The organism is Streptomyces sp. NPDC054786, from assembly GCF_053611685.1.
Map to the genome: position 1 here is coordinate 1 of NZ_JBSHAW010000006.1, position 11780 is coordinate 11780.

The 11780-nt window shown below is 68.0% G+C and carries 12 protein-coding genes and 2 pseudogenes; 9 read left to right on the forward strand and 5 right to left on the reverse strand.

Annotated elements, in window-relative coordinates:
- Positions 1-243: cbb3-type cytochrome c oxidase subunit I (locus ACWGI6_RS06840; RefSeq protein WP_453266510.1), on the reverse strand; the 243-nt coding region annotated here is incomplete at its 3' end.
- Between the two features lie 127 nt (positions 244-370).
- On the opposite strand from ACWGI6_RS06840, the gene ACWGI6_RS06845 reads away from it, so the two are divergent.
- From ACWGI6_RS06845 to ACWGI6_RS06860, 4 genes are all read left to right on the forward strand, one after another.
- Positions 371-1039, forward strand: coding sequence for an RNA polymerase sigma factor (locus ACWGI6_RS06845; RefSeq protein WP_453266511.1), 669 nt, complete (start codon positions 371-373; stop codon positions 1037-1039).
- Positions 1032-2063 carry a CU044_5270 family protein gene (locus ACWGI6_RS06850; RefSeq protein ID WP_453266512.1) on the forward strand — a complete coding sequence of 344 codons (1032 nt, stop codon included), beginning with the start codon at positions 1032-1034 and terminating at the stop codon, positions 2061-2063. The genes ACWGI6_RS06845 and ACWGI6_RS06850 overlap by 8 nt, the downstream gene beginning before the upstream one ends.
- 483 nt (positions 2064-2546) lie before the next feature.
- Complete coding sequence (proP, locus tag ACWGI6_RS06855; RefSeq protein ID WP_453266513.1) at positions 2547-4046, forward strand: glycine betaine/L-proline transporter ProP; 1500 nt, start codon at positions 2547-2549, stop codon at positions 4044-4046.
- Between the two features lie 246 nt (positions 4047-4292).
- Complete coding sequence (locus ACWGI6_RS06860) at positions 4293-5441, forward strand: DUF2330 domain-containing protein (protein ID WP_453266514.1); 1149 nt, start codon at positions 4293-4295, stop codon at positions 5439-5441.
- Positions 5442-5462: 21 nt separating this feature from the next.
- Here the strand turns inward: ACWGI6_RS06860 and ACWGI6_RS06865 are convergent, their stop codons facing one another.
- The gene (locus tag ACWGI6_RS06865; RefSeq protein WP_453266515.1) at positions 5463-6314 is read right to left on the reverse strand and encodes an AraC family transcriptional regulator; all 852 of its coding nucleotides are present in this window, start codon (positions 6312-6314) and stop codon (positions 5463-5465) included.
- 139 nt (positions 6315-6453) lie between these two features.
- Here ACWGI6_RS06865 and ACWGI6_RS06870 point away from each other — a divergent pair, with 139 nt between their 5' ends.
- Both ACWGI6_RS06870 and ACWGI6_RS06875 read left to right on the forward strand, forming a co-directional pair.
- Positions 6454-6864, forward strand: coding sequence for a DUF2000 family protein (locus ACWGI6_RS06870; protein ID WP_453266681.1), 411 nt, complete (start codon positions 6454-6456; stop codon positions 6862-6864).
- A gap of 61 nt (positions 6865-6925) precedes the next feature.
- Entirely contained in the window at positions 6926-7243 is a 318-nt protein-coding gene (locus ACWGI6_RS06875; protein WP_453266516.1) for an antibiotic biosynthesis monooxygenase family protein, read from the forward strand.
- 879 nt (positions 7244-8122) lie between these two features.
- On the opposite strand, the gene ACWGI6_RS06880 is transcribed toward ACWGI6_RS06875, so the two are convergent.
- Both ACWGI6_RS06880 and ACWGI6_RS06885 read right to left on the reverse strand, forming a co-directional pair.
- Positions 8123-9250: a hypothetical protein gene (locus tag ACWGI6_RS06880; protein ID WP_453266517.1), complete on the reverse strand. Its 1128-nt coding sequence runs from the start codon at positions 9248-9250 to the stop codon at positions 8123-8125.
- Between the two features lie 15 nt (positions 9251-9265).
- Positions 9266-9559, reverse strand: a complete 294-nt coding sequence (locus ACWGI6_RS06885; protein ID WP_393905703.1) for a type VII secretion target — start codon at positions 9557-9559, stop codon at positions 9266-9268.
- A gap of 511 nt (positions 9560-10070) precedes the next feature.
- Here ACWGI6_RS06885 and ACWGI6_RS06890 point away from each other — a divergent pair.
- Positions 10071-10339, forward strand: a pseudogene (locus ACWGI6_RS06890) (transposase); the annotation flags it as partial.
- Here ACWGI6_RS06890 and ACWGI6_RS06895 read toward each other — a convergent pair.
- Positions 10330-10929 carry a recombinase family protein gene (locus ACWGI6_RS06895; RefSeq protein ID WP_453266518.1) on the reverse strand — a complete coding sequence of 200 codons (600 nt, stop codon included), beginning with the start codon at positions 10927-10929 and terminating at the stop codon, positions 10330-10332. The pseudogene ACWGI6_RS06890 and the gene ACWGI6_RS06895 sit on opposite strands and share 10 nt — an antisense overlap.
- A 22-nt stretch (positions 10930-10951) precedes the next feature.
- Here ACWGI6_RS06895 and ACWGI6_RS06900 point away from each other — a divergent pair.
- Together ACWGI6_RS06900 and ACWGI6_RS06905 are read left to right on the forward strand one after the other, a co-directional pair.
- Positions 10952-11164 (forward strand): annotated as a pseudogene (locus ACWGI6_RS06900) (antibiotic biosynthesis monooxygenase family protein); the annotation flags it as partial.
- Positions 11165-11231: 67 nt separating this feature from the next.
- Positions 11232-11756 (forward strand): GNAT family N-acetyltransferase, encoded by a 525-nt coding sequence (locus ACWGI6_RS06905; protein WP_453266519.1) that lies wholly within the window; start codon positions 11232-11234, stop codon positions 11754-11756.
- Positions 11757-11780: the final 24 nt, after the last annotated feature.

Genomic DNA, 11780 nt, shown 5'->3' on the forward strand with positions numbered 1-11780 from the left:
CCAGTTCGCGAAGCCGGCGAACAGCGGCGTCGCGAACATCAGCAGCATGATCGTGCCGTGCATCGTGAACGCCTGGTTGAACTGCTCGTTCGACAGGATCTGGTGGCCCGGACGGGCCAGTTCGGCGCGCATCAGCAGCGCCATCAGCCCACCGAGGCAGAAGAAGGCGAACGCGGTGACCAGGTAGAGCGTGCCGATCGTCTTGTGGTCGGTGGTCGTCAGCCACTTCACGGGAAATTTCATGCCCGGTAGGTGTCCGGAGCCGCCTCGAACATCACCGCCGGCGAGGGGTGAGGGGCCCGCACGGCCGGTGGGAAGTCTCACCCCGGAACGGTGTGAAGATGGGGGCCGTGCCGGACACCAAGGGTTCATGAGCACGGACGACGCCTTCGCCGAGGCCTATCGCGCGCACTACTGGGCGGTCAGCCGCTTTGTGGCGCGGCGGCTGGACGGGCAGGCACACGAGGTCGAGGAAGTGGTGGCGGAGGTCTTCTCCATAGCCTGGAGACGCCGCGCCGAGCTCCCCGATGCGCCGCTGCCCTGGCTGTACGGGGTGGCCCGGAACTGCCTGGCCAATACGGTGCGGGGGATGGGCCGTTACCGGCGGCTGCTGCACCGGCTCGGCAACCACGAGGCGGCGCACCGGCGGCAGACCGTGGAGAGTCCGGACGCGGAGCGGCCCGGCTCCTGGGTGCACGAGGCACTGGCCCGGCTCTCACCCGCCGATCAGGAGGTGCTGCGCCTGACGGCCTGGGAGGAACTGACCATCGAGGAGCTGGCGGTGACCCTCGGGTGCGGGCAGAGCGCGGCGGCCATGCGGCTGCACCGGGCGCGCGGCCGGCTCCGTACGCAGATCGAGCGGATGCGGCCGAGAGGCACCACCCCGCCCGATGCGCCCCCGCCGCGATCCGACGCGCCCCCGCCGTCGCCCCCCTCACGGCCGGCGCCCACACCGCGCCCGGCGGCCCCGCGCCCCGTACCGCCCCCCGTCTCCCCCCACCCCGTACCGACCCGAGCGGGAGGCCGCCGCCATGACTGAGGAACTGGAGCTGCTGCGGCAGGCCGACCCCGTCTCCGCCGACGAGGGGCCCTGGCGCGACCGCCCGCTGACCCTGCGGGCCGAGGCCCGGCTGCAGGCGTTGACGGCCGGGGACGTGCCCCGCGGCCGTCCGCGTCCCGTACGCCGACGCCGTCTGGTGATGGGCCTGACCGCCGTGTCGTCGGCCGCCGTCGCCGCCCTGGCACTCACCTTTTCCGGCGCCGGCAGCAGCCCCGCCGTCGCCGCGCCCGTCGCCCTCGCCCTGCACGCCGATGCGCCGTCCGTCTCGCTGGACGTCCTCGCCCGCAAGGCGGAGGCCAGGGCGCGGACGGCCGGTGCCGCGGACGGGCCGCGCCGGGGCAGCCATCTGCAGAGCTGGTACATGAGCATGGAGTCGGGCCCGGACGCCGCGCCGCCGGTCACCGTGCCCGAGGAACGCATCACCCGCTGGCACGACGACGGCAGCGGCTCGGAGCTGGTCGTGGCCACCGACCCCCGGCACCCGGGCCGCCCGGTGATCCACGACAACGACGGCCACTGGCAGACCGTCAGTGACGGCAAGGTGCTGCACCGCAAGACCTACCCGGCGGGCTCGGAGGGCCAACACAGCGGCCTCGCCTCCCGTACGAAACCGTCGACGGACCCCGCGGCACTGCGCGAACAGCTGTCGTGGCTGTACGGCGGGCCGGACGGCACCCGAACGACCCCGCAGCTCCTGTCGGCGCTCTCCTCCTTCCGCCAGGAGTGGACCCCGGGGCCGCGGGAGACGGCCGCCGTCGTCCGGATGCTGGCCGATGCGGGCGGGCTCCGGCAGGCGGGCGTGGTCACCGACCGGCTGGGCCGGCGCGGGCAGGCGTATGTGTACGACGGCCCCGACGGCGCCACGAACTCGACCCGCCAGATGGTGATCCTCGATCCGCGTACCGGCGAACTCCTGGGGCTGGAGACCACCTTCACCAAGGACGAGCCGGACTTCAAGATCACGTCGGGGGAGGTCATGTCGTACGAGGCGTGGATGCCGTGACGCGGCGGTCCACCGGCCGGGCCGGGCGGCGCACCGCGGGCCCGGGTGAAGGCCCGGCCGGCGGACCCGCCCGAGTGGCGGGGCGGGCGGTCATGGCTGATCCTTGAGGGAACGCGACGATCCACATCGGCGCGGTGGTGCAGTGCGCCGCCGCGCCGTCTTCGTGTCCGGCCGCGGCGCTCCCGCCTCCCGGCCGCACCACGCCACCGCGCGTGGCACAGCTCACAATCCGCCGATGGTTGCAGCAGATCATCGCGATATGGATCACAGACATAAGTGCCACGGATTGTTGAACGGCAGGGCGTTTCCCCTGCAAGGAGCGGGTATACGGCCACCTGCGCGGTCGTCCGCACACCGTCCGTGATGATCCGTTCTGCCCCTATGGTCGACCTTTGCCCGTCGCCCCATGGCGGGCTTCGGCCCGCCACCCCGTGGCGGGCGGAATCATGTTGTCGTCCAAAGAGAGCGCAGGCGAGCGAGCACGTGCCGACGCAGTCCCCCGTCGCACCCGGGCCCCGTAACCCCGCCGGCAGCCGTGCCGGCAAGGCATCCGATCCGCAGCGGGAGCGGGCGGCGGATCCGGCGTACCAGACATCGGACGAGGTGACCGTCGTCGATCCCGCGATGGTCAAGCGTGCCGTGTCGGCGGCCGCGCTCGGCAATGCGATGGAGTGGTTCGACTTCGGCGTGTACAGCTACATCGCGGTCACCCTCGGACATGTCTTCTTCCCGTCCGGGAGTCCGACCGCGCAGTTGCTGTCGACGTTCGGAGCGTTCGCGGCGGCATTCCTGGTCCGTCCCATCGGCGGCATGGTCTTCGGACCGCTCGGTGACCGGATCGGACGGCAGAAGATCCTCGCGATCACCATGATCATGATGGCGGCGGGCACCTTCGCCATCGGCCTGATCCCGTCCTATGCCTCCATCGGCGTCGGGGCGCCCGTCCTGCTGCTCGCCGCCCGCCTGGTGCAGGGCTTCTCGACCGGTGGCGAATACGGCGGTGCCTCCACCTTCATCGCCGAGTACGCGCCGGACAAGAAGCGCGGATTCCTCGGCAGCTGGCTGGAGTTCGGCACCCTGGCCGGCTACGTCGGCGGCGCCGGCCTGGTCACGCTGATGACCGCGCTGCTGTCCACCGACGACCTGAACTCCTGGGGCTGGCGCATCCCGTTCCTGATCGCCGGACCGATGGGCATCATCGGCCTCTACCTGCGGATGCGGCTGGAAGAGACCCCGGCCTTCGCCCAGTTGGAGAAGGAAGCACGGACGAAGGAGAAGGCGCGCCGCGAGGCCGAGAAGCGGATCGGCATCCGCGAGATGATCTTCGGTCAGTGGCGGTCGATGCTGCTGTGCATCGGACTGGTCCTGGTCTTCAACGTCACGGACTACATGCTGCTGTCGTACATGCCGAGCTATCTGACCTCGGAGCTGAAGTACGACGCGACGCACGGACTGCTGGTCGTGCTCGCCGTGATGGTCCTGATGATGGGCGTCCAGCCGTTCGCCGGCCGGCTCACCGACCGCTTCGGCCGCCGCCCGGTCATCGCCGCGGGCTGCCTCGGCTTCCTGGTGCTGTCCGTGCCCGCCCTGCTGCTGATCCGGCAGGGGTCGCTGGTCGCCATCGCGCTGGGCATGGCCGCGCTCGGACTGCTGCTGGTCGCCTTCACCTCGACGATGCCGGCCACGCTGCCCGCCCTGTTCCCGACCAAGGTGCGCTACGGCTCGCTGTCGATCGGCTTCAACGTCTCCGTGTCGCTCTTCGGCGGTACGACGCCGCTGGTGGTCACCGCCCTGATCGGCGCGACCGGCAACAAGATGATGCCCGCCTACTACATGATGGCGGCAGCCGTGATCGGCGGCATCGCCGTCCTGCTGATGTCGGAGAGCGCCCGCAAGCCGCTGCCCGGCTCCCCGCCGGCCGTCGAGACCGAGGCGGAGGCGCGCGAGATCCGCAGCGCGGCCAGGACCGAGTCGGTGGCCTGACCGCTCAGTTCGCTGCACCAGGCATACGAGGGCCCGGCTGGATGCTTTCCAGCCGGGCCCTCGGCGTTCCTCCGGGCGCAGGGAGAGGAGCCGCCCGGGGCTGCTCCCCGCACGGCGCGGAGTGTGGGCGCGGGGCAGGTCACGGCCGGGCGGCCGGGGCGGGAACCAGCCATGGGGCCGGCGCCGTCTGTGTCGCTGGCGATCACATGGACCGGCGAGCGGTAAACGGGGGACGGGGAACGGACTATGCGCAGGGTGACGGAGGCGGCTGCCGCGGTGCGTACCACTGCTGGGCGGCGGCGGGCGCTGCTGGTGATGCTGATGTTGCTGGCCGTGCAGCTGGTGTCGCTGGCCCGGCCGGCGTACGCCTGTGGCTGCGGGGCGATGGTGCACGACCCGAAGACGACGATGGCGGTGAACCGCGAGACCTCGGTGGTGCGCTGGGACGGGAAGTCCGAGCAGATCGTCATGAGCCTGACGGTGAACGGCACGGCGCCGGACGCCGCGTGGATCATGCCGGTACCGCACCGGGCCACCGTGCGGCTCGGCGACCGCGAGCTGTTCGACCGGCTCACCGCACTGACCGCACCCGCCGTTGAGCCGCGCCACTACTTCTGGCCCCGCAGCGGCGACTGGCCCTTCGGCGGTATGTCCGACAGCGCCGCGGCCCCCGCTCCCGGCGCCCCCGGCCCAGGGGTCGGGGTGGTCGGCCGCGAGCGCCTGGGGCCCTTCGACGTCGCCCGGCTGACCGCCACCGACCCGGCGGCATTGCGCAACTGGCTGAAATCCAACGGCTTCCAGCTCCCCGCCTCGCTCACGAGCGCGCTCCGCCCGTATGTGACACAGCGATGGGAGTACGTGGCGATCCGGCTGGCCCCGGCCCAGGCCCACCGCCCTCTGACAGGGACCCTCGAACCCCTGCGGCTGTCCTTCGCCAGTGACCGGCTCGTCTACCCCATGCGACTCTCCCGTCTCGCCAAGACACCGCAGTCGCTGGGGCTTTACGTCCTCGCGCCGCACCGGATGGAGCCGCGCAGCGCCATCGGCGGCACAAAGCCCGAGGTCTTCTTCGCGGGACGGATCACCCCCCGAGGGGCGCTACGCGACCTCGGCGGCTCCCACCGGACCTTTCTGACCGCCATCGACCAGCGCTTCCCACAGCCGCAGCGCGTCACCGGCGACCACGAACTCCTCCGCACCGCCGAGGACACCCCGTATCAGCGGGTCACATACGAGGATGCACTGCTGAGGGTGGGCGGCATCCCGGCCTGGATGCTGACGGTCATCGGACTGCAGGTGCTCCTGACGGCGGTAACCATGCTGGTGATCGGGCTGCGCAGACGCCGTCCCGGGACACCGCCCGTGGGGGTGCGGGTACCCCCACCGCCGGGGTGACCGGGCCAAAAGCGCCCCGCCTCACACCCGCGCGCCGGCCCGGCGGAACGCACCCGGAGTGACGCCGAAGCACCGTACGAACCAGCGGTGGAAGTGGGCCTGGTCGGCGAAGCCCGCCTCGGTGGCCGCCTCGGCCGTGGGGCGGCCGTCGACGAGCAGTGTGCGGGCGCGGCGAAGGCGCAGCAGCCGCTGGAAGTCGCTGGGCGCCATCCCGTACTCGGCCCGGAACGCCCGGTAGAGCGCAAAGCGGCTGCACCCTGCGGCGTCGGCGAGTTCCTGCGCGGTCAGCGGCTGGTCGTAGGCCGTGACGAGCAGATCGCGCACCCGCCGGGCGGCCCTGGCCTGCGCCCCCACGGGCAGTACGCGCGCTCCGGCACGCACGGCGCCGCGGGACGCATTGCGCCGCACCATGGCTTCGACGGCCGCGGTGAGCCGCTCCTCCCGCACCAGGGGCTCCGCACCGCCGACGAGCGCCGGGTGCAGCCGACGCAGGGCGCGGGCCAGCACGGGGTCGTCGACCACCGGGCGGTCGAACAGCGGCATGGCGCCCCGGCCGTCGGTCACATCGTCGAGCACGGCGCGTACGACGTCCGGCCCGATGTGCATGATCCGGTAGGTGAAGCCGAGTTCGACGGCGGACTCCCCGTCGTGCGGGTCGTCCGGGTTGAACGCCATCACCATGCCGGCGGCGCTGGTGTGGCCCGCGCCGCGGCAGGTAAAGCGCTGGGCGCCGGTCTCCGTCACGGCGAACGAATAGGCGTCATGGCTGTGCGGGTGGAAGACATGGCGGACGAAGTGCGCGTGCATCGCCTCCAGGGGCCGCTCAGGGTCACGCCAGTAGCGTGCCCAGTCCCCGTCGTGCTGCCTGCCCATCACCCCAGTCTGCCGCGCCGCACCAGCGTTCAAGACGGTGGTCCGGATGCCGGACGAGACTCCCCGTATGACGACCGCACCGACCACGACCGCTCCCCCCGCCACGGCCCCTGCCGAGCCCGCAGCGGTGCCGGCCCCCTTGCGCTTCGACACCAAGATCGCCGTGATCGTCCGGGACGACCTCGCCGTCTGGCAGAAGCTGAACGTCACCGCGTTTCTCGCGAGCGGCCTCGCGCACGCCTCAGGCGACATCATGGGCAAGCGCTACGAGGACGCCTCCGGACACGGCTATCTGGCACTGTTCCGCGAGCCGGTGCTGTGCTACACCGCCGATTCCCGGGGGCTGTCCCGTACCCATGCCCGAGCGCTCAGCCGTGCCGTACCGACCGCGCTGTACACCGCCGGGATGTTCACGACGGGGAACGACGCCGACAACCGGGCGGCGGTACGGGCCGTGGCCGCCGACGACCTCGATCTGGTGGGACTCGCCGTCCACGGACCGCGCGGCATCGTCGACAAAATCACCAAGGGGCTGAAACTGCACGGCTGAGCGGCCGCGCCACCCGGCCCTGACCTGAGCCCCCTTCACACCATGCGGCACGATGGGCGGTATGAGCATCGTGAAGATCAACGTGCTGACCGTCCCAGCCGAGCAGCGGGAAACCCTCGAGAAGCGCTTCGCCTCCCGCGCCCACGCGGTGGAGAACTCCGACGGCTTCGAGTGGTTTGAACTCCTCCGCCCCGTCGAAGGCACCGACGACTACCTGGTGTACACCCGGTGGCGTGACGAAGAGTCATTCCAGGCGTGGATGGAAGGTCCCATGAAGGCAGCTCACCAGGGCGGCAGCGACCGACCGAAGCCGGCCGCCAGCGGATCCACGGTGTGGTCCTTTGAGGTCGTGCAACAGGCAGCTCCTAAGGGCGAATAGCTACCGCTTCGGGCTCAGACTGTCGTCAACACGGCCCGGCATTCCCATGCACGAACGGAACGTGCCCTGTATCCCCGATTGGATACGGGGCACGCACCCATGTCCCTGCCCAATCCTCCGGGAACAAGACTATGCGCGTTCGACCGTGACAACTCGTTGCAGGCAATACCGCACCCCATTGGCCATGTACGCAGGTGCGACACCCTGACCAAAGACATTACTCACGTGTGAGGCCAATGGATCAGTCGACCGGGCTTTTACAATGCGCCGAAGTCGAGCCTCACTGGATTCAGCTCTTCCGAAAATCTCAAGACAGAGCCGCTGAACAGTGCGAGAAATGGCTTCACCAGAATCCTCTTTAGGATGTAGCGCAACCGATTTTCGCGCCGGCCCGAACAAAGCCTGCTCAACAAATCCCACATATTTCTCCGCGAGGAGCCGATGCCCCTGACTGACCACCCACGCTCGCATCACGGCTGCGCCAACGTGCAGCCGTACGCGCCGCCACCTAAGGCCCGGAAAGGAAGGTCAGGTTCGTTCCTGGCCAACTCACGCAACATGGGCGCGAGCATGCGCCCCATATCCACCAGACCGACCAGGCTGGCCCTGGTCAGGGCTTCACACACTTGGGGGAATTGTCCTGACACCAGCCGCCGGGCGGATGGCCCATCTCGTAATAGCCCTGGACGAGGCCCGCGATCACGACGAGCGAAAACGCAAGACAGGCGAAAATTCCCACCCAAAATGCTATTTTCGTGCCCTTGTGTCGCTTGATGGCGGCGAGACGCCCTTTCCGCATCTCAGGCGCAGACTGTTTCGAGTGATTCGGCTCCCGCGGTTCTCGCGGCTTACCAGTGTGACGGCCAACGTATAGAGGTTTCATACCGTTGTCCTCATCTGCCCTGAACTCCCTTTCACGTCGAAGTCGCGGCCCAGTCCAGTGGTGTTGAGGTGAGCGAGATCTGCCTGTTCCAATGACATCTTGAACGGTCCGCCAAATGCTTCCTGAGTTTTGCGATGTTCGCTGGGAATTCCCCAGTCGTACCGCTTCTGAACTTCCACGTGGTAGGTGACTTCACTTCCATGCTTCTCACCGACTGTCCGGTACTGGAAGTGATTCAGCCCGTAATACCAGTCCATGCTCTTTTCCCCATCCTTGGGGTTCGGCGCAGTCGACTGCCATTCAGTGGTGAACGGGCCGTCTGGTCGCTTGCTGACGTCATGATCCATGGTCTTGTCGAGGTCTCTTTGAAACTGCGGGATATCCCTCATCATCTGCTGCGGTTGGACCTCGACCGGCTCACCATTGCCGTCCAGGAAGTGCTGGACCAGTCCAGCAGTCGTCTTCCAGCCCCGCATATTAGCCATAGCGCCAACATTATTCAGCTGGTTGCGCACCATCCGATCCTTCAAGGTGGGCTCGGTGACGTTGTACCTGCGATCCTCCGTCTCGAAATTGCCGACGGTACCGAAGATCACCTTCAGGCTCGCGGCTATCCATTCGTCGTTTTCAGTAGCCGTACCGATCACCTTCTTGGCTCTCCCTTCGAGCGAATTAGCAATTACACGCTTCCCCTCGTCGAGATTTTCCGAGCCGTCAGGCGTAGTAGGGTCGTATCCCGCCATACGCTGGATGCTGCCGTCATCATTGATCAACAGGCCATGGCCGAACGCTTCTTCTTGCAGCGCACAAGCTTCTTTTTGCAGGCCCTCGAACCCTTTGACGCCACCGCTCCCCTTCGAGCCGTCGGCCTCTTCATCGAGAAATCTGCGCAGACTCATGACTTCGGCATCCAGGGCGTCGACTGCCGTCTGTATTCGGTCACAGTAATCCTGTGCCTTGCTGCCGCCCGCCCCCCTCCATTGATCGTCATGGAGCTTGCGGACCACATCGTCATGAAAGCCTTCGCGGGCTTCCTTGATTTTTCTATGTACGCGGCCCCATCGGTCTGCGAACGTCTCCAGGCCGGAAACGTCTAATTCGATAATCTGAGTAAAGGTAACCATTGCCTGTCCTGCCCGTTAGCGGTAGATGTTGAAAAACGAGGACTGGACCCGATCCTCGTTTTCTTCGTAAGCATCCGCGCTGATTCGGAAGTTGTCGGACGCAGTGTCCAGCCGGCCGGTGACCTCCTTCACGAGTGCTTCCCAGCGACTTTGCATGTCGTCGATACTTTGCGTGAAGGCCCAGCCGGAAGCCGCCTTACTCAGGCCGTCGTTGGCATCCATGGCTGCGCCCCTGGTCATGCGAATCGTCTCGACTGCGACATCACAGGCATCGGCTCTGCTGCGCAGGAATGATGGATCGACCCCCACGTCAGGATCCTTGCCCCATGGGGCCGGCGGTTGAGGTCTCGGCCCCGGTGAAGGAGAGGGCTCAGGACTGGGGGAAGATCCTGGCGGGGAGGGTGACGGGTCGGGGGCAGGAGTTGGGCCGGGGGAAGGACCGGGGCTCATGGTGTAGGCCAGCCTCGGGTCAACACGGTCACTCATCGCCATCTCCTCGAGTCGTCGTTCCAGCCCTACCCCCAACAGGCACAGGATTGATACCCCATAAGGCCACCCTGCTGCGGAACAACTCACTGTAGTATTGGCAAGTTGGCATGTCAGAGGCGGCTGGGCATCTGCCCGCCGTCGGCCACCGCCTTGTGGCCGAATAGCGGCTTGCGTGCAGCAGCCTGGAACAGGCGCCACGGAGAGGGTATGGACGTACACACGTCATCTGCTTCCAGCAACTGCACCTTGTAGCAGCCAGCCGACCCACCCAGCTGTACGGCAGCCTCCATAAGACCGTGTGCTACTTGGCCGGTTGACTGCTGTACTGGGCATTGGGGGTGGGCGTTGGGGATGGGCCGTTCCGGACGGATTGTGGGAGATCGCACGGCCGCTGTAATCGGCGGCTCGGCTGTGGCCGCAGGGCGGTGGAGTCGCGAACATCGATGATGAGGAGGTGTTCGTCGCGATCATCTATGTACTCGTCAGCGGCTGCGCGTGGCGAGCGCTGCCACGGTGTTTCGGGGCGTCGAAGTCGACCGTGTAGCGCGGTTTGTCATCTGGTCCCGCACGGGGGTCTGGGCACAGCTGGATCAGAGCCTCTCCAACTCCTGGACGAACGCGACCTGGCCGACCTCTCCCCCGCAGTTCGCCACAACAACTCGCGTCGTGGCACGACCGTTCTCCGTCAACAGGTCAAGGCTGCCGTTGATGTCGATGATCGGTCGCCTGTGGCGCTCGACCACATCAATGGCGTCCTCCAAATGACGATTATCGCGCGTCAGACGGTCGATGTCGTAGACGATCAGTCCGTCGAGGCGCCGCCCATCAGGCGTCCGACCGGACTTCAAGTCCTCCAAGGCTCCTTCGAAGACAGGGCGCACGACCCTGTAGACCAACCGCCCATCGGGAAGCCGCACCCGCTTCTTACGCCAAGCGGACGTGTCCGGCTCGTAGTAGACGTGCACGCACGAGCCACCACGCCGGCTGATGAAGTCGCGGCCGTCGCGGTCCTCTTCCTTGGTGCTCTTGATGTCCCGCCCCGTTATGGGGCCTCGCCGACGTTCGCCCTCGACCGGCTCGGTCACGGGCTCGTCGTCGCTCTCGTCGGTGGACAGTCGGACGAGTACCGCCCAGTGCTGGCCCTCTAAGGTCCCCCACTGCGCACGAGATACCAAGTCATCGTCGCTCATGGTTCGTAAGGTACGTCCAACAATCCTGCGCCCCGTGGAGGGCACCGACCAGTACCTCGTCTACACCCGGTGGCGGGACGAGGAGTCGTTCCAGGCGTGGATGGAGGGCCCGATGAAGGCCGCGCACCAGCAGGGCGGCGGCGCCGAGGGCGGGGAGCGGCCCAAGCCCGCCGCGTCCGGTTCCACCCTGTGGTCCTTCGAGGTGGTGCAGCAGACCGGTCCGAAGCAGGGCTGACCGCCCTCAGGCGGCGTCACTCAAAACCCGTTGCGCGGCACGCCGCCCCGGCCGCCACAATGACGCCATGAGTGACGCCGCCACCCTCCGCCTCCCCTGGGCCGTCTCCCCCGAGCCGGTCGGTTCGGCGGACGCCGAGACGCTGTTGCGCGAGTACTACACCGAGGTGGCCGACCGGTACTTCGCGCTGCACGAGGGCCGCAGCTCGACTCCGGAGGAGATCGACGAGGGGATCGCGGAGTACCCCAGCGCCGATCTGACGCCGCCGAACGGCGTGCTGCTGGTGGCCCGCCACGGCGAGGTGGTGGCGGGCTGCGTCGGCGTGCGGCTGCTGGACACACGCACCGCGGAGCTCAAGCAGATGTTCGTACGGGCCGCCCGGCGCGGCCGGGGCGGTGCGGGCGTGCTGCTCAGGGCCGCCGAGCGGGTCGCGGTGCAACTGGGCGCCGGGCGGATCCGGCTGGACACCCGGCGGGATCTGGTGGAGGCCGTCGCGCTCTACCGGCGGCACGGCTTCGTGGAGATCGATCCGTACCACGAGGACCCCTACGCGGAGGTCTACTTCGAGAAGCGGCTGGACGGGGGCCGCTGACCGGCAGCGCGCCGCACGAGCACC